The organism is Bacillus sp. N13C7 (assembly GCF_026790065.1).
GTDB lineage: Bacteria > Bacillota > Bacilli > Bacillales > Bacillaceae > Bacillus.
The window spans coordinates 246,011-263,403 of the sequence record NZ_JALAMO010000001.1; the positions used below are offsets into that span (position 1 = coordinate 246,011).

General features: G+C 44.5%; 16 protein-coding genes and 1 pseudogene. 3 read left to right on the forward strand and 14 right to left on the reverse strand.

Annotation, left to right across the window (positions count from 1 at the left end):
- Window position 1 precedes the first annotated feature (1 nt).
- Both lytT and lytS read right to left on the reverse strand, forming a co-directional pair.
- Window positions 2–727, reverse strand: a complete 726-nt coding sequence (gene lytT / locus MOB98_RS01275; protein WP_268359030.1) for a two-component system response regulator LytT — start codon at window positions 725–727, stop codon at window positions 2–4.
- A complete protein-coding gene (gene lytS, locus MOB98_RS01280) occupies window positions 705–2,486 on the reverse strand; it encodes a two-component system sensor histidine kinase LytS (protein WP_268359028.1) in 1,782 nt (593 codons plus the stop codon). Before lytS ends, lytT begins: the two co-directional genes overlap by 23 nt.
- 171 nt (window positions 2,487–2,657) lie before the next feature.
- On the opposite strand from lytS, the gene MOB98_RS01285 reads away from it, so the two are divergent.
- Window positions 2,658–3,440, forward strand: a complete 783-nt coding sequence (locus MOB98_RS01285; RefSeq protein ID WP_268359026.1) for an HAD family hydrolase — start codon at window positions 2,658–2,660, stop codon at window positions 3,438–3,440.
- Window positions 3,441–3,478: 38 nt separating this feature from the next.
- Here the strand turns inward: MOB98_RS01285 and thrS are convergent, their stop codons facing one another.
- The 9 genes from thrS to MOB98_RS01330 all read right to left on the reverse strand — a co-directional run bounded on the left by thrS (window position 3,479) and on the right by MOB98_RS01330 (window position 12,867).
- Entirely contained in the window at window positions 3,479–5,410 is a 1,932-nt protein-coding gene (gene thrS / locus MOB98_RS01290; protein ID WP_268367071.1) for a threonine--tRNA ligase, read from the reverse strand.
- A gap of 398 nt (window positions 5,411–5,808) precedes the next feature.
- Window positions 5,809–6,654: a putative sporulation protein YtxC gene (gene ytxC / locus MOB98_RS01295; protein ID WP_268359023.1), complete on the reverse strand. Its 846-nt coding sequence runs from the start codon at window positions 6,652–6,654 to the stop codon at window positions 5,809–5,811.
- Window positions 6,655–6,732: 78 nt separating this feature from the next.
- Entirely contained in the window at window positions 6,733–7,374 is a 642-nt protein-coding gene (locus MOB98_RS01300; protein WP_268359021.1) for a TVP38/TMEM64 family protein, read from the reverse strand.
- Window positions 7,375–7,407: 33 nt separating this feature from the next.
- Window positions 7,408–8,343, reverse strand: coding sequence for a primosomal protein DnaI (dnaI, locus tag MOB98_RS01305; RefSeq protein WP_268359019.1), 936 nt, complete (start codon window positions 8,341–8,343; stop codon window positions 7,408–7,410).
- Between the two features lie 27 nt (window positions 8,344–8,370).
- Window positions 8,371–9,795 carry a replication initiation membrane attachment protein DnaB gene (gene dnaB / locus MOB98_RS01310; protein ID WP_268359017.1) on the reverse strand — a complete coding sequence of 475 codons (1,425 nt, stop codon included), beginning with the start codon at window positions 9,793–9,795 and terminating at the stop codon, window positions 8,371–8,373.
- Window positions 9,796–9,909: 114 nt separating this feature from the next.
- Window positions 9,910–10,368, reverse strand: a complete 459-nt coding sequence (gene nrdR, locus MOB98_RS01315) for a transcriptional regulator NrdR (RefSeq protein WP_003223586.1) — start codon at window positions 10,366–10,368, stop codon at window positions 9,910–9,912.
- A 274-nt stretch (window positions 10,369–10,642) separates the two neighbouring features.
- Window positions 10,643–11,023 carry an adenosylmethionine decarboxylase gene (gene speD / locus MOB98_RS01320; protein ID WP_003223584.1) on the reverse strand — a complete coding sequence of 127 codons (381 nt, stop codon included), beginning with the start codon at window positions 11,021–11,023 and terminating at the stop codon, window positions 10,643–10,645.
- 238 nt (window positions 11,024–11,261) lie between these two features.
- A complete protein-coding gene (locus MOB98_RS01325) occupies window positions 11,262–12,284 on the reverse strand; it encodes a glyceraldehyde-3-phosphate dehydrogenase (RefSeq protein ID WP_268359015.1) in 1,023 nt (340 codons plus the stop codon).
- Between the two features lie 202 nt (window positions 12,285–12,486).
- Window positions 12,487–12,867 carry a winged helix-turn-helix transcriptional regulator gene (locus MOB98_RS01330; RefSeq protein ID WP_268359014.1) on the reverse strand — a complete coding sequence of 127 codons (381 nt, stop codon included), beginning with the start codon at window positions 12,865–12,867 and terminating at the stop codon, window positions 12,487–12,489.
- 183 nt (window positions 12,868–13,050) lie between these two features.
- Here MOB98_RS01330 and MOB98_RS01335 point away from each other — a divergent pair, with 183 nt between their 5' ends.
- Window positions 13,051–14,241, forward strand: a complete 1,191-nt coding sequence (locus MOB98_RS01335) for an MFS transporter (RefSeq protein WP_268367070.1) — start codon at window positions 13,051–13,053, stop codon at window positions 14,239–14,241.
- A 23-nt stretch (window positions 14,242–14,264) separates the two neighbouring features.
- Complete coding sequence (gene ytbE / locus MOB98_RS01340; RefSeq protein WP_268359010.1) at window positions 14,265–15,107, forward strand: aldo/keto reductase YtbE; 843 nt, start codon at window positions 14,265–14,267, stop codon at window positions 15,105–15,107.
- Window positions 15,108–15,146: 39 nt separating this feature from the next.
- Here ytbE and coaE read toward each other — a convergent pair whose 3' ends face one another.
- The 3 genes and pseudogenes from coaE to mutM form a co-directional block, all read right to left on the reverse strand.
- Window positions 15,147–15,740 carry a dephospho-CoA kinase gene (gene coaE, locus MOB98_RS01345; RefSeq protein ID WP_268359008.1) on the reverse strand — a complete coding sequence of 198 codons (594 nt, stop codon included), beginning with the start codon at window positions 15,738–15,740 and terminating at the stop codon, window positions 15,147–15,149.
- Between the two features lie 15 nt (window positions 15,741–15,755).
- Window positions 15,756–16,406, reverse strand: a pseudogene (gene ytaF / locus MOB98_RS01350) (sporulation membrane protein YtaF); the annotation flags it as partial.
- 151 nt (window positions 16,407–16,557) lie between these two features.
- Complete coding sequence (gene mutM / locus MOB98_RS01355) at window positions 16,558–17,385, reverse strand: DNA-formamidopyrimidine glycosylase (RefSeq protein ID WP_268359003.1); 828 nt, start codon at window positions 17,383–17,385, stop codon at window positions 16,558–16,560.
- Window positions 17,386–17,393: the final 8 nt, after the last annotated feature.

Consider the following 17,393-nt stretch of genomic DNA (forward strand, 5'->3'; position numbering starts at 1 on the left):
ATCAAATATGGAGCAGCTTTTTCAATTCCTTCGCATATGTCCGGCTGACCGGTATTTTTGATCCGTCTTTCATGATCAGGTTATACGTTGAATTAAACCATGGTTGAATTTCTTTAATATATTCGGTATTGACGATAAAGCTCCGATGGACGCGGATAAAATCAGCATCAGGCAGCTTCTTCTCGATGACAACGAGCGTATCGCTGACGGTATACGATGTATCGAAGGTTTTTACATTGACGTGACCATCTTCCGTTCCGGCATAGATAATGTCCTTCGTATCTACGATCACTATTGATTCTCCTACAGATAGTGCGAGTTTGTGCTGGCCGGAATGACTGCTCTGATCTGTTTCAACAATATCCCGATTGACTTTTTTATATTTTTTCAGCGTTTGCTGAATTCTTTCCTCATCGAAAGGCTTGGTTAAATAATCAAGGGCGTCCACCTCAAATGCTTTGAGTGCATACTGGTCATATGCCGTCGCAAACACAACAGCAGGAGGATGCTTCATGTTCTTCAACCGCTTTGCGATATCAAAACCGTTTTCTCCGGATAAATCAACGTCTAAAAACAGCAAGTCAGGCTTTTGATCCATCATTTGGTCAAAAGCAGATTCAATATTTTCCGCTTCATTGATTTCCATTTCCTCATTGGTCCGCTTGAGCAAGTAAGCCAGTTCATCCCTTGCCAGCATCTCATCATCAACTATTAACACCCTGAGCATGTTCTTCTCCCTCTTTCATATGTTGCATTGGCACTCGAAAGGAAACCTCTGTCCCTTTCTGAACCTCACTCCTGATATTCAGTGCGGCCTGCTGTCCGAATAAACCAATCAGGCGCTGATTCAGGTTATAGAGCGCTGTACCGGTTCCCTCCTTAGACGGAAACGGTTTCTTTCCCAGCTCCGGAAGGATGTCTGGCGGAATTCCCCGTCCGTTATCCGTCACCTTCATATAGACGGATGTATCATCAGATAAGACACAGACCGTAACTTTGCACATGTCTTGTTTTTTCGGAAACGCATGCCGAAGCGCGTTCTCCACAAGCACCTGTAAAACAAACGGTGGGATTTCAATCTGCTCCAGCCTGCTGTCGATATTGAGCTCAATCTTATATTTCCCGGGAAAACGCGCCTGCTCTAATGACAAATAAGCGTGAAGATGGTTCAGCTCCTTTGAGAGCGGAATCAGCAGCTGTCTCGCTCCTTGAAGGTTTGAACGAAAATAAACGCTGAGCTGCAATAAGAGCTTACGGGTTTTTTCAACATCCGTGCGGCATAACGCAGAAATTGTATTGATCGCATTAAATAAAAAATGCGGATTCACCTGTGCTTGAAGCGCTTTGATTTCAGCATCCTTGAGAAGCTTGCTTTGCAGCTCTGCTTCCCCAAGCTCAAGCTGTGTCGAAAACAGCATGGCCAGCCCCTCAGCAAGCTCCTCCTCTACCTGACTCAGGCCTGCCGGATTTTTAAAGTACATTTTTAAGGTGCCGATTGTATTTCCGTTTGATGTCAGCGGCAGGACAATTGCCGCGTGCAAAGGGCATTCAGAATGTGTGCATTCAATCTCTTCCTGTGAAATCGCCTTCATAATTTGCCCTGTTTTAATCACCTTTTTGGACAGGCCGGTGATCAAGCTTTTTGATGGGATGTGATGATCCATTCCCGCGCCGACATGCGCAAGGATCTTTTCTTTATCAGTGAGAGACACCGCATCCGTTCCGGTCAGCTTATGGATAATAGCGGCTACACTTTTACAGGAGTTTTCATTTAGTCCTTGGCGAAAAAATGGAAGCGTCTGATCAGCAATTGTCAGTACTCGGTGCGTTTCAAGCGCCCTTGCCTGCTCTTCCTTGCGATTGATCGCTTGAATAATCGACAGAAAAATAAAACTGCCAGTCCCATTGATGAGTATCATTGGAATCCCGATCATGCTGACAAGCTCCCAAGCGTCACTGAACGGCTTTGCCATCAGCAAAATAATAATCATTTGCAGTGACTCCATGCCGATTCCCACAAGTGCGGCGACACGCGGCGTCGGCATTCGGTAGCGCTTCGTAAAATACCTGCCGATCAAGCCTGCAAGAACACCTGCTAAAACAGATGATACCGCACAGCTTAAGGCCGTGCTGCCGCCGAGCGAAAAACGATGCAGTCCCGCCAGTACGCCGATTCCAGCCCCTACAAACGGGCCTCCGAGAAGGCCTCCGATTTCCACGCCTAAAATACGGGTATTCGCAATGGAGCCAGACGGATCGATCGCAAACACCCAGTCATTGTTCACAATCATATTTTTTTGAATTTCAATGCCTGTATAATTACTGATAATGCTGAAGAGAGAAAAAATAGAAATTAATACGGCTTTCCCTTTATAGCCGTCCTGATGTTGCAGCGCTTGTCTGAAAAGCTTCGTATGGGCGAGAATGAACCCCAGTATAACAATAATCCCTACCCTCTCAAGCATCATAATCATTAAATGAATCATGCATGTCACCTGTTCTTTCGCTTTCATTCTAGCATGTTTCGGCAGGAGTTTCATGGCTGACTGTTTTTTTAAAATCATCTGAAAACATATTTCACAAGGCTATTATCTATTGTAAAATAAAACATGAGCCTTTTGGCAGAAAGATTTGAATCTGAAGCAGAGGAGAAGATCATGAAAGCCGTATTTTTTGATTTAGACGACACACTACTTTGGGACGAAAAAAGCGTCAGCACAACATTTGCAGAAACTTGTTTACAGGCGGAGAAAAAATATGGCCTTGACCCGCAGAAATTCGAAGAAGCTGTTCGCGAAGCGGCGAGAGAATTGTACATGTCTTATGAGACGTATCCATATACAGTGATGATCGGCATTAACCCGTTTGAAGGCCTGTGGTCCAATTTCTCAGAGCCGATCAGTGAAGGATTTCAGAAGCTGAACAAGATTGTGCCGGAGTATAGAAGAAACGCATGGACAAACGGACTGAAGGCGCTTGGCATCGATGATCCGGCATACGGCGAATTTTTAGGAGAGTTTTTTGCGGCAGAGCGCAGAAGACGCCCGTTTGTATATGATGAGACATTTGCTGTACTCGATCAACTAAAGAGCAAGTATGAATTGCTGCTTTTGACAAACGGCGATCCGAGCCTGCAAAAGGAGAAGCTCGCCGGCGTGCCTGAGCTCGCCCCTTATTTCAATGAAATCGTCATTTCAGGCGCTTTCGGCAAAGGGAAACCGGATGTTTCCATTTTTGAACACTGCCTTAAGCTGATGAATATTGAAAAAGATGATGCGATCATGGTCGGCGATAATTTGAATACTGATATTTTAGGCGCTTCAAGAGCCGGAATCAAAACCGTCTGGATCAACCGGACGGATAAGAAAAACGAAACTGACGTAACGCCTGATTACATCATCAGCAGCCTTCATGATTTGTTTCCTATATTGGAGAAATAAAAAAGCATGATCTCTTCAATGAGATCATGCTTTTTATCTTATTTTTTCGCTTCAGCTACTGCCTTTTTCACAAAATCATCAAGTGAAATGGTGTCAGATTTCTGTTCTCCGTACTTACGAACGTTTACCGCTCCGTTTTCTGCTTCTTGGTCACCGACCACAAGCATGTACGGAATTTTTTGCATTTGCGCTTCACGGATTTTGTAGCCGATTTTTTCATCGCGGCTGTCGACTTCTACACGGAGGCCTTCACGCTGCAGGCGTTCCTGCACTTTTTTCGCGTAGTCTAAATGCACAGCCGGCGAAACCGGGATGACTTGGAATTGAACCGGTGCAAGCCATGTTGGCAGCGCGCCTTTGTGTTCTTCGATTAAGAAGGCAACAAAGCGTTCCATTGTTGATACGACACCTCTGTGAATAACAACCGGACGGTGCTGCTTGCCGTCTTCGCCGATATAAGTCAGATCGAAACGTTCAGGCAATAAGAAGTCAAGCTGAACCGTAGACAATGTTTCTTCTTTGCCGATCGCTGTTTTCACCTGAACATCAAGTTTAGGGCCGTAGAATGCCGCTTCACCTTCTGCTTCGTAATAGTCATGGCCGATTTCGTCCATTGCCTCTTTCAGCATGGATTGCGCTTTGTTCCACATTTCATCATCATCAAAATATTTCTCTGTGTCTTCCGGATCACGGTAAGACAGACGGAAAGTGTAATCACTTAAGCCGAAGTCTTCATATACTTCCTGGATTAAACGGACAGTACGGATAAACTCATCCTTAATTTGATCGGGGCGCACAAAGATGTGTGCATCGTTTAATGTCATGCCGCGCACGCGCTGAAGACCTGACAGCGCACCTGACATTTCATAGCGGTGCATTGTTCCTAGCTCTGCAATACGAATTGGAAGCTCGCGGTAGCTGTGGATGTCGTTTTTATAGATCATCATATGGTGCGGACAGTTCATCGGACGGAGCACAAGTGTTTCATTATCCATTTCCATCGGAGGGAACATGCCTTCTTGATAATGATCCCAGTGTCCAGATGTTTCATACAGCTCTTTGCTTCCAAGCACAGGTGTGTATACGTGCTCATAGCCGAGGCTGATTTCTTTATCAACAATATAGCGCTCGATTACGCGGCGGATTGTCGCGCCTTTTGGCAGCCAAAGCGGCAGGCCTTGTCCGACTTTTTGAGAATTTGCAAACAGCTTTAATTCTTTGCCGAGCTTTCTGTGGTCACGCTCTTTCGCTTCCTCAAGCATACGAAGATGCTCTTCAAGATCAGCTTTTTTGAAGAAGGCGGTGCCGTATACGCGCTGAAGCATTTGGTTGTTGCTGTCACCGCGCCAGTATGCGCCTGCAAGGCTTAGCAGCTTAAACTCTTTGATTTTTCCTGTTGAAGGAACGTGTACGCCGCGGCACAGGTCAAAGAATTCGCCTTGCTCATAGATCGAAACAGTTTCTCCTTCAGGAATCGCATCCAATAGTTCAAGCTTCAGATCGTCGCCGATTTCTGCAAAACGGGCTTTCGCTTCTTCACGGCTGACTTCTTTTCGAACGATCGGAAGGTTCGCATTGACGATTTTTTTCATTTCTTTCTCAATTTTCGGCAGATCTTCCGGAGTAATCGCTTCTTCCATTTCTACATCATAGTAAAAACCGTTTTCGATCACCGGACCGACACCGAATTTGACATCTTTGTATATGCGTTTAATCGCTTGAGCCAGCAAGTGAGCCGTACTGTGGCGCATAATTTGAAGACCTTCTTCTGAGCCTTCTGTAATGATTTCCACTGTACCGTCCTCATTAATCGGTGTTCTCAAATCGATTTCTTTTCCGTTCAGTTTTCCGGCTAATGATTTCTTCTTTAATCCCGGACTGATGGATGCCGCGATATCTTCTGTTGTTGTTCCTTTCGCAAACTCCTTGACTGCTCCATCAGGAAATGTGATTTTTACCATATCTGACATCTTTGTCACTCCTTTTTTTGCATATAAAAACCCCGCCCCCTATGAAAGGGACGAGGTTGAATAAACGGAATCGTGGTTCCACCCTTTTTTCCGCAAAGCCAACTCATGGCTCCTGCGGCTCTAAGCTCTATAACGGGAGTTCCCGTCAGCCATTACTGCTCCTTGTCAAAGGGGTTCACAGCTGAAGTTCAAAGGCGGTAAAGCGAATGGTCCTTAGCTGGGAAGCTTTCAGCCGTGGCTTCCCTCTCTTTGAGCCGGTATCATTCCTTCATGTCCTTATCAATACGTGTGTCTTTCTTAATCTCCTATGTATTATAAATTGTTCATTCCAAAAAATCAACACGCTCGCATTTCCTTTTTTCCAAACCGACAGCCTTATATATACAGGCTGCCGGTTCTTATCCTTCTGAGTGCTTTACCGGTATTTCTGTGTCCGTAAAAGCATGCAGAGGAAGCATTTCCATTCTCTCTTGAAATACGTTTTGAATGGTCCTTGCCATCATGTGCTCGGGCTGGTCGGTATAGAGCACCACTTCATCAGGCGCGATGGAAATCAGCGGCGCGAGCAAATGAGAATCAATGTACATAGGATGATCCCGGACAAATCGCCTGTCTATGTATTTCATTTTTTCCCGTTCCGGCACATAGCGCAGCTCCCATATTGTGAATGATCCATCATGGACAATATGCACCTTTTTGATTCGCGGCTGTTTGGCTGTTACATAGTCTCTGAGTGTTTGAATAAAATTTTGATATTCCTGTTCCATCTTATATTCATCTATCGCCGCTTCCGTAATATCTCTCAGCTGCTTGTAATATTGTCCGAGTCGGAAGGTCTGAAAGGAACGAATGGAAAATACGCCTTCCTCTAAACAGATCGTTTGAAGTTCATCCAAAATAGATTGTTTCCGCGAAAGCTTGAGCGGCTCAAACGGAAAGTCGTCAGCTTCTCCTTCAATAATACTGTGTGCGAGCTGAAGGATTTGCTGCTGTTCATCCTGGTCCGTGAAGAAATATGTTCCCTCAATTAATGACAGCATATGCTCGTCTTCTTTGCATTCTAAAAAAAATTTGACCAGAATCGGCTCCATAAAACGCTGAATAGAGAAAGCCGGCTTCGCCTTTTCAATCCCGATTTTTCGTATGCCTTCACGGACAATGATATTGTTCCGATCGTCCGAATGCTGAATGAGATGTAAAAAAGCAGCTGCATCATGGTCATCTTCAAAGATTATTTCAAGCATGTTTGTCCCCCCTTACGGCATCTGTTACAAGTATATGGGGGATGTTTTTAAAATAGACGTAAAGGTCACTGGCAAATCTTAATTTGATTCTTGGAACAAGTTTTGCATTTTCTTTCTGAAGATGAACGGCAGTGAGATAAACACGATATACAAAGCGAGCACCATAAAGAAAGCGGGCAGATTGCCAGCCAAAAAGCTCGCACCCAGCACATTAAGCGCAATCGTCCCAGGAATGATTCCCGCGGCCGTCGCCGCAAAATACGGGAGCGCTTTGACATTGGAAAGGCCTGCCGCATAGCTGACAAAATCAAAATTGATCGGCAGGATTCTTAAAAGAAAGATATAAAAAAATCCGCTATCCTCCATCTGCTTCTGGATGGCTTCCAGCTTTGCGTAATGACTGTTCTTTTTTCCCGCAAACAATCCGGCCGCAAAAAACGATACAGCTGAAGCGCACATCGAACCGAATAAAGTGTAAAGTGTGCCGAGAAGCGGACCGAACGCAAGTCCGCCCGCTATAGAAATAACAGATACCGGAAATAAAACAAGAGGCCTGACGATGGATATCCCGATAAACATAAGCGGCGCAAAGACCCCAAATGACAATATCCATACCCTGATTTCTTTCGGCGATACATTCAAATACGTTTTATTTCCCCAATAGAGTAAACCAGCACCTGCAAGCACTGCCAGCCATTTAACAGCCGTTTTTCGTTTCATACCCTCAGTTCCTTCCCCTTTGAACCGCAGCAATTATGGATGTCGGCGGTTTTCTCCGTCAAGGCGGATCGGAGCAGCCAGATATAATATCCGCTCCATTAATCTTGCTGCTTTTACCTCTTCTTTTTCTCCCCTCTGCGAATACGTAAAATGATGCTTCAGCTCGTCAGGTGAGAAATTAGAAGAAAAGAACGTTGGTAGCTGCTGGGACATTCTGTGCTGAAGCACCGTTCCGATGACTTCATCCCTTACCCAGCTTGTCATTGATTCTGCTCCGATGTCATCAAGCATCAATACGGGTGTTGTTTTTACCATGTTAAGCTTCTCTTCCAATGTCTGGTCTTGCAGCGAATTCTTAAGCTCTCTCACAAATTCGGGCACATAGACGATCATGGAGGAATACTCTTTTTCCGCCAGCTCATTGGCAATCGCAGCGAGCATAAACGTTTTTCCTACCCCGAACTTCCCGTATAAATACAGTCCTTTCCCTTTTCCCGTCTCATTATAGCTTTTCAGAAAATCTGTAACATGCTGGAACATCGCAAGCCTGCTCGGGTCACTGATATCGACCTGCTGGAACGTCGCTCCGAGGAGATCCTTCTGGATATACATGCTTTTCATAAGAGACTTTTGTTTTTTCTGCTGGTCGAGCTTCCGTTTAACCGGACATTCATAATACTCGATATCAATAGCACGTCCATTGACAACAAGCTTCGGATGGTAGCCCTCCAACAAATTGTTGAAATCTTCATCTTCTGAACAGTAGGAGCAATTCTTGCTTTGCCCGATATATTCATAAAGCTTATTTAAGCTCTTTTCGATCATTTTTTGGTCAATCACTTCTTCGTTTTCCTTCAAAAAGGCCTGAACATCTTGATCTTTCATCACTTTAGCCTTCATTTGCTCAAGACGTTTTTGGAAATCCGGCCTGCCGGTTACGCCCTGCAGGGAACGGCCGATTGGTTCCATTTATTCCTTCACCCCGCATCTCTGTCTTTAATAGGCAGAGTATTTTTTCAGTTTTTGCATTTCTTCCATCATCTTTTTCTTCTGTTCTTCCAAATCCTGCGGATGCAGCTTCTGCTGTCCGGTCTCTGAACCTGACGCTGTTTCTTTTTCTTTCTTCATCCAATCAGGCAGTTTTTCTTCACGTATCACTTTTTGGTTTCGCTTCGAAGACTGATTTGCTTTTCCTTCAGCCCATTCAAGGTACTGGCGGTTTTCCTCTATCGCAAGCTTCATCGCTTCTCTGACTGTTTTTACCTTTTTGCGTGCCCAATGCGAGGCGATTTTTTGGATATAGTTTTTCGACAGCTTCATGTCGGTTTTCAGCATGACATAATAAATTAACACATTTGTGACGCCTGGCTCGAGCTTTTGTTCAAACATAATTTCTTCTATGATTTTCAGATCAGCTTTTGACGGCTCTGTTCCGTCGGCAATGTCCTGCAGCAGCTTCTTCGGAGAAATTGCCTCAAGCAATGCGATCAGCTTCCCGTCCAGTGAATCCTCTTCGGCCGGTTTTTCGCCTTCACGCAAATGGATCGGCTGTGTTTTTTCCACTAAGTCAGGCAGCTGTCCGTTTCTCTCGATTTGATACCAGTCGCTTGCCGCTTTTCTTAAAGCCTCCGTCGTAATCACGTCACGCTCATCAATGGCGCTCATGACGACATTTTGCATCTGCAAAGGGTCTATGCCGTACAGATAAGATAGCTTTTTGATTGTCTCCCGCACCTGCTGGGTCATCGCTTTTCTCGGAATCATCGTCTCAGATAGCCCCGCTAAAAACAAATCAAAATCAAATACATCCTCCGTTATGGTGTAAGACGGAGCTTGTCCGACAGAAGTATATTCTGTGCCCGGCTCAAGTCTCACCGTTTCCTCCATATGAGGTGTGAGCTTCCATTCACTCGGCTGGAGTGATTCAAACGCATGATTAAACGGCCGCGTGATGTCCTTCGCATCTTCTGAAATAGCCGGGTGCGTGAAAAATTGTTTTAATTGCTGATATTTTGTTTTCCCGACTCTATTGTACAGGAAAACATTCAGCATTCCGTCTTCAAAAAACTCGTTTGGCCTAAGCGGCGGAAGAAGTTCATATATAAAGAGGCGCTCCTGCCGCTCGGATTCTTTCATATATACCTTCAGCAATCCGATGCCCTCGAGCTTTCCCTGTTCCTGATGGATCGTTTTTAAGTTGGACTGCGTCATTCCCATCAGCTGTCGATGTGTAGACTCCCCGCCCCACAGGCGGTTTTGTTCAAGCTCTCCCCACAATGTCATATAAAGAGAGAATGCAACAGGGCCGATTAAGGGCTGATACAGTTGTGTGATAATTTGTCTGTCAATATCCTGCAGCATTGATCTGCTTTTGACCACATACGGATCTACAGGCAGTACATCTTTCCAATAGTCAGCCATACATTCTCAAACCTTCCGAATTTGTTTCTACCTTTCATTTTACACCGTTTCTTATATCTATCAAATGCCAATTTTGCACATGAGAAAAGAGCTAGAAGAATCCTCTTAGCTCTTTTAACGCTCTTTCTTTATTAAATCTTTTAATTCATCAATAAAGACATTTATATCTTTAAACTGCCGATAGACGGACGCGAACCGCACATACGCGACTTCATCAATCTTAGCCAGCCGGTCCATGACCATTTCTCCGACAAGCTCGCTTTTCACCTCAGAGCAGCCTTGATTGCGAAGTTCTTTTTCAATATCAAAGCACATGTCTTCAAGCGTTTTGAGTGAAACAGGTCTTTTTTCACATGCTTTTATGAGGCCGCGCAGCATTTTTTCTCTGCTGAATTCCTCACGCACGCCCTCTTTTTTCACGACGATCAGCGGGGTTTCCTCCACTTTCTCAAAGGTTGTAAACCGGTAGTGGCAGGATTCGCACTCGCGTCTTCGGCGAATGGATTTTCCGTCATCCACAGGCCGTGAATCAAGGACTCGCGTTCCGTTATGCTGGCATGAAGGACATTTCAATAAAATCAGCTCCCAATTATTTCGTTCCCTGCAATGTATTTTCGGCAGCCTCCGCCTTTTCAAAATAAATGTGACAGCCATCTGTCGGGAGAGCCGTTGTGTAAGCTGTATCTACAGCATCAGGTGGTTTGTGAAAATCTCTTTCTTATTTTACAAAAAAAATGAAAAAAGAAAAAGCTGACCGCCCTTGTTTGTTTATAAAAATAAAAGGAGCATAAGCTAAAAAGCGCATAATGGCTTTTTAGCTACAGCTCCCTTTGTGTTCGTGTTTACATTATAGTACTTTCGCTTGCGCCTGCTTAATTTGCACAGGCCCCATTCCTCTCGGTATTTCAATGTTTTCTCTTGTATCAGCATGCAATGCCTCTGCGATGTAATCAGCAGCAACATTAGGATCTAAGTCTCCACAAGTATAAACATCAATGCTCGCATATCCGTGCTCAGGAAAACTGTGAATCGTTAAGTGTGATTCAGAAATAATCACAACTCCGCTTACGCCTTGCGGTGCAAATTTGTGAAATGCAACCTCTCGCACCTCAGCACCTGATTTTAGAGCAGCATTTACAAACGTTTTTTCAATAAAATCCATGTCATTCAGCTTATCAAAATCGCATCCCCATAGCTCGGAGATAACGTGACGCCCCATTGTTTCCATAGTCATGGACCCCCCTTAACAAGAATTAAAAAGTGAAATTCCAACAACTGGGTCGGCCATTTACCACGGGGGAAAGTTAGTCCGGAGAGGTCCTAACCCTTTAAGTAATTCCGAAACAGTCTCAAGCAAGAAGTTCACGAAAAATAGTATACTGTGTTTAAGTCTAATTTGCAAGGTGCGTTTTTTCAGAAATATGCTGTTAAGGGTTTTTTCTTTAAAATGTGTCCATGACTTTATTTTATACAGCAGACGGATGTTTCATTCGTGCCGCTACATGGCTGATCAGATCAACCACTCTGCACGAGTAGCCCCATTCGTTGTCATACCATGCAAGCACCTTGACTTTCCTGTCTTCCATTACCATTGTCGTAAGCCCGTCAATGACCGCTGAGTGAGGATTCGTATTGTAATCAGTTGAAACGAGCGGTTCATCTGAATAATCAAGCACACCATACATCGACGTTTTGGCCGCCTGCTTAAATGCCTCGTTTACCTCTTCAGCCGTTACGTCAGTTTTCAGATCGACAACAAGATCAACTAGTGAGACGTTTGGTACAGGGACACGCAAGGCGAGGCCGTGAAGCTTTCCTTTCAGATGCGGCAGCACGAGCGAAAGCGCCTTTGCTGCCCCGGTTGTCGTCGGAATGATCGATTCGCCGCATGCCCGCGCCCGCCGCAAATCTTTGTGCGGATTATCAATATTTTTTTGGTCATTCGTATACGCGTGGACTGTTGTCATCAGGCCGCTCTCAATGCCAAATTCTTCATCAAGCACTTTTACGACAGGTGCAAGACAGTTTGTCGTGCATGATGCATTTGAAATGATGACATGGCGGTCAGCGTCGAATTGATCCTCATTTACGCCCATCACAATGGTAACGTCTTCATTTTTTCCCGGAGCAGTCAGAATGACCTTTTTCGCACCCGCTTCTATATGGCCCATCGCTTTATCTTTTGAATTAAATTTCCCTGTTGCTTCAACGACAATGTCAATATCATATTCTCCCCAAGGAAGCTGTTTTGGATCACGGCTGTTTAACAAAAGCACTTTCTTTCCATTTACGATCAGGCTGTCTTCACTAACCACAACCTCTTTTTCGTACCTGCCGTGAATTGTGTCATACTTTATTAAATGAGCCAGCGTTTCTGCGGAATAGCTGGCGTTAATGGCCACTAGTTGAATTTGATCGTCTAACATTGCTTTTCTAAAAACCATTCTTCCGATTCTTCCAAACCCGTTTATCGCTACTTTTACCTTCATGTTGGACACCCCTTATCAATTATGCCATCCTAATTTGTTACTATCTAAAATTAGTATAACACATTAAAACGAATTCGCCAGTACATATTGATAAAAATCAACGATTACAACACTAATTTATGATGCATCATAGGCTTTCTTGCACACAATATCAGGCGTAAGATCCAAAAAAGCAGCCAGCGCTCCGCACTGACTGCTCTTTTTATGATTCCTGTTTTAGCTTATCATTGAGCACACTTTCTTCTAACACAGAAAATGTATCTCCGTACACTCTGTTTATATGATTCGCTCCCCAAGCACACAGCATGTCTAAAATCCCTTCTAAGCTGCGGCCATATTCGCTGAGCTCGTATTCCACTTTAGGGGGAACCTGGTTATACACGATCCGGTTTATGACACCGTCCGCTTCCAGCTCACGCAGCTGCTGGGTCAGCATTTTTTGCGTAATGTTAGGCATCAGGCGCTTTAATTCATTCGTGCGTTTTTTTCCGTGCGTCAGATGGCATAAAATGACGCATTTCCATTTCCCGCCGATGACTTCAAGGGTCGCTTCAACAGAGATATTATATTTTTTCTTCTCCATACTGTTCATTCTCCTTACAGGCACCAAAAAGTGACTATAGCACTTTAAAGTACGTACTTTTCTTTCTTGACGATATCTTTCATAATCACATTTGCCGGCTGATTTGAATCTGCTCTTTTTTATTTATATAGCTTACTTGGCAGAATTTCAATCATACAACACATGACACAAAGGAGGATTATAATGACTTCAGCCAATAAAAGCAGCATTCCTGCATTACTGGCGTTGGCCGTAAGTGCTTTCGCCATAGGGACAACCGAATTTATCAGCGTCGGCCTTTTGCCGTTAATTGCAAATGACCTGGACATTCCTGTCACAACAGCGGGATTGACCGTTTCCCTATATGCGCTTGGCGTTACATTCGGCGCCCCTATTTTAACTTCATTGACTTCAAGCATGTCACGAAAGACGCTATTGCTTTGGATCATGTTCATTTTTATTGCGGGGAATACGATGGCCGCTACGGCTTCGAGCATCGGGATTTTATTAGCAGCACGTGTGATATCAGCTTTTTCACACGGTGTGTTTATGTCGATCGGTTCAACGATCGCAGCGGATATTGTCCCGGAGGATAAAAGGGCCAGCGCGATTTCGATTATGTTTACGGGCCTCACTGTGGCAACTGTAACCGGAGTTCCTTTCGGCACGTTTATCGGCCAGCAGTTCGGCTGGCGTTTTGCCTTTATGGTCATTATCGCCGTCGGAATCATTGCTTTCATTACAAATGGCATTCTTGTTCCGTCCAAATTACGAAAAGGGACAAAAACAACAATGCGGGATCAATTGAAGCTTGTGACAAACGGCCGGTTATTGCTTTTATTTTTCATTACAGCGCTTGGATACGGAGGAACATTCGTTGTATTCACGTATCTGTCTCCCCTGCTTCAGGAAGTAACAGGCTTTAAAGCCGGAACTGTAGCAGTGATCCTGCTCGGGTACGGAATCGCCATTGCAATCGGCAATATGATCGGCGGAAAGCTGTCAAACCGAAATCCGATTGCCGCTTTATTTTATATGTTTATTGTACAGGCACTCGTTCTGTTTGTACTCACATTTACGGCTCCATACCAAACAGCAGGCCTCATTACCATTCTCTGTATGGGATTGCTGGCCTTTATGAATGTGCCTGGCCTTCAGGTGTATGTCGTTATGCTGGCTGAGCGTTTTGTCCCGAGTGCAGTTGACGTCGCATCCGCGATGAATATCGCTGCCTTTAATGCCGGGATTGCGCTTGGCTCATACCTTGGCGGTGTGATCACCGATTCAATCGGATTGATTCATACCGCTTGGATAGGCGGATTAATGGTAGTCGGTGCAATTATTTTAACAGGCTGGAGCCGTTTGATGGAAAAACGGGATTTGCAGGAAGCCTGACAATTTTAAAGGAGGAAATCAACATGACAACACATTTACAAGCAACAGCAACACTTCATAACGGAGTAAAAATGCCATGGTTCGGGCTCGGCGTATTCCAAGTGGAAGAAGGATCTGAACTGGTAAACGCAGTTAAAACTGCCATTGTTCACGGATACCGCAGTATTGATACTGCCGCTATCTACGGAAATGAAGCTGGAGTCGGAGAAGGACTTCAGCAAGGTATTGACGAAGCAGGCATCTCAAGAGAGGACCTATTTATTACATCAAAAGTGTGGAATGCAGATTTAGGATACGAGGAAACACTCGCCGCTTTTGAAACAAGCCTGTCAAAACTCGGTTTGGACTATTTAGATTTATACCTCATCCACTGGCCTGTAGAGGGAAAATACAAAGAAGCATGGAGAGCGCTTGAAACACTTTATAAAGAAGGCCGTGTCAAAGCGATCGGCGTGAGCAACTTCCAAATCCATCATCTTGAAGATTTGATGACGGCTGCCGAAATCAAGCCTATGATCAACCAAGTGGAATTCCATCCGCGACTTACACAAAAAGAGCTGATGGCATACTGCCAAAAACAGGGCATCCAGATGGAAGCCTGGTCGCCTTTAATGCAAGGGCAGCTGCTGAATCATCCTGTGCTGGCAGACATTGCTCAAACATATAACAAATCTGTCGCACAAATCATTTTGCGCTGGGATCTGCAGCATGGCATCATTACGATTCCTAAATCAACGAAGGAACACCGCATTAAAGAAAATGCAAGCGTATTTGACTTTGAATTAACACAGGACGACATGAACCGAATTGATGCGCTGAATGAAAACCTGCGCGTCGGTCCTGATCCGGACAACTTTGATTTTTAATGAAAAAAACACCGTTCATTTTGAACGGTGTTTTTTGTATTATGCCCAGCAGGCGATAATTTCATCCAGCTGGCGTTTGGTCTCTTCAAGCGTGCCGCTGTTATCAATGACTTGATCTGCTCTTGCTGTTTTTTCCTCTAAGGGCATTTGAGAGCGGATACGGCTGACTGCTTCTTCTTCCGTCAGCTGATTGCGCTTCATCAGACGTTCCAGCTGAAGCTCTTTTGTCACACTGACCACAATAATTTTATCAACCAATGATTCCAATTTGCTTTCGAACAATAGCGGGATATCCAATACAACAAATGCCTCCCGATTTGCAATGGCTTTATCACGGCGCTTGAGCATTTCCTGTCTGACTGCCGGATGAACAATTGCATTTAAAGCGAGACGCTTTTGTTCATTTGTAAATACCAGCGCCCCAAGCTTTTTTCGGTCTAAATCGCCATTTGAGAGCAGTATGTCTTCACCAAATTCGTCAATGATTTGCAGGTAGGCCGGCATCCCTTTTTCTACCGCTTGTTTTGCAATGAGATCTGCATCTATAACTGTTATTCCTTTTTCAATCAGCATGTTGGCGACCGTGCTTTTGCCGCTAGCTATTCCTCCCGTTAAACCAATGACTAAGGTCAAGAGATCCACTCCTTTTTACAATTTCCAGAGCCCAATCGTGATCAGCAGAAGCCCCGGCAAAAACGCCATTTTATCAATCCATTTCCACTTAGACAGAAAATGGCCGGCGTTGATTCCGATTGATACAAACAGCGAGCTCATGAAGGCAACGGCAATGCTCATCACAATCGGTGAAAAACCGAGAATGGCTGCCCCGATACCTGCTCCGAATGCGTCAATCGATAAGGCAAATCCCAATAAGACCGCCTCAATTCCATTGATCACACCCGATTTGTCGATATCCGCACTCATAGGCTTTCTCAAAATATGAATCACAATCCCTAATGACCGAACCTCTAAATTAAGCAGCGTTTTTTCATGCAATAGGTATTCTTTATCTTTTGCCGGTTTGAAGAATTGATACAGAACCCACGCACCGATTCCAACCAATATCAAACCGCCAAGCTTCTCCGTCACATATACAGGAAAAAACTTTGTGAGAAAGCTTCCGATCAGCATGGAGATAAACATGACAGCACCGGAACAGCAGGCGATAACCAAAATCGCTTTAAACGGTATTTTCATTTTTCTCAATCCGTACGTAAATCCGACTGAAAAACTGTCCAAGCTGACAGCCAACGCCAGCAGCAGTATAGAAACCATTTGCATATCCGTTTCTTCCTTTCTGTTGGTGCTCTTGTATCAGATGTGAAATGCCCGGGATTCATCACAATCATATATATGGGAAAGTGAAAAATCCGTGTTTCGAAAATGGCATCCTCAATTCCAGAGTTACTGATATATGCACCAACAGCTTGGACGATGAAGCATTATGCTGCTATTTTTTCTGGCACTTTGCGCAAAAATGCGTGCCCCTGCCTCCGACGACAATTTTTGAAATCATCGTTCCGCAATTTTTGCACGGTTCATCTTTTTTTCCGTACACAAAATGCTGCAGCTGGAACATTCCGATTTCCCCTTGGGAGTTGATATACGAGCGGACTGTGCTGCCCCCCGCATCAATCGCTTCCTGCAGGGTATTTTTGATTTCAGCGTGAAGTGTTTTGATTGTTTTGTCTGTTAATTGATTGGCTTTTGTCTCGGGATGGACACCCGCTCTGAAAAGAGCCTCATCCACATAAATGTTCCCTAGTCCAACTACCGTTTTTTGATCCAGTAGAGCAGTTTTGACAGCGCGGTTTGTTTTCGCAAGCCGTTCTTTTAAATACGCACTTGTAAATTCTTCTGCATCCGGCTCCGGCCCTAACTGAGAAAGCGGGAGCTCGCCCGCTTCTTCTCCCGGTTTAAATAAGTGCATAGTTCCAAATTTCCTCACATCCCTGTAACGGAGCTGTGTTCCATCCGTCATCGTGAATATGACATGCACGTGTTTATCGTCAGGCTCCTCCGCTTGATGAAGACCGTATTTTCCTTCCATTCGAAGGTGAGAAACCATAACATAATGATCTAAATAAAACAGCAAAAACTTTCCCCGTCTTCCGATGGACTGTATCGTTTCTCCTGCTAGAATTCGCGCAAATTCCTCCGGTTCGGCAGGCCGTTTGATGATATTCGGCCATCTGATCTCTACCGATTTGATTGTTTTTCCCTTTACAAGCCCGGTCAGAGTGCGCCGGACTGTTTCAACCTCTGGTAATTCCGGCACATCCATCA

Excerpts from the sequence above, each read along its gene's own strand:
- lytT (WP_268359030.1), bottom strand. The coding sequence starts at position 727 with ATGCTCAGGGTGTTAATAGTTGATGATGAGATGCTGGCAAGGGATGAA.
- lytS (WP_268359028.1), bottom strand. The coding sequence starts at position 2,486 with ATGATTCATTTAATGATTATGATGCTTGAGAGGGTAGGGATTATTGTT.
- MOB98_RS01285 (WP_268359026.1), top strand. The coding sequence starts at position 2,658 with ATGAAAGCCGTATTTTTTGATTTAGACGACACACTACTTTGGGACGAA.
- thrS (WP_268367071.1), bottom strand. The coding sequence starts at position 5,410 with ATGTCAGATATGGTAAAAATCACATTTCCTGATGGAGCAGTCAAGGAG.
- ytxC (WP_268359023.1), bottom strand. The coding sequence starts at position 6,654 with ATGCTTGAAATAATCTTTGAAGATGACCATGATGCAGCTGCTTTTTTA.
- MOB98_RS01300 (WP_268359021.1), bottom strand. The coding sequence starts at position 7,374 with ATGAAACGAAAAACGGCTGTTAAATGGCTGGCAGTGCTTGCAGGTGCT.
- dnaI (WP_268359019.1), bottom strand. The coding sequence starts at position 8,343 with ATGGAACCAATCGGCCGTTCCCTGCAGGGCGTAACCGGCAGGCCGGAT.
- dnaB (WP_268359017.1), bottom strand. The coding sequence starts at position 9,795 with ATGGCTGACTATTGGAAAGATGTACTGCCTGTAGATCCGTATGTGGTC.
- speD (WP_003223584.1), bottom strand. The coding sequence starts at position 11,023 with ATGGAAACAATGGGGCGTCACGTTATCTCCGAGCTATGGGGATGCGAT.
- MOB98_RS01325 (WP_268359015.1), bottom strand. The coding sequence starts at position 12,284 with ATGAAGGTAAAAGTAGCGATAAACGGGTTTGGAAGAATCGGAAGAATG.
- MOB98_RS01330 (WP_268359014.1), bottom strand. The coding sequence starts at position 12,867 with ATGGAGAAGAAAAAATATAATATCTCTGTTGAAGCGACCCTTGAAGTC.
- MOB98_RS01335 (WP_268367070.1), top strand. The coding sequence starts at position 13,051 with ATGACTTCAGCCAATAAAAGCAGCATTCCTGCATTACTGGCGTTGGCC.
- ytbE (WP_268359010.1), top strand. The coding sequence starts at position 14,265 with ATGACAACACATTTACAAGCAACAGCAACACTTCATAACGGAGTAAAA.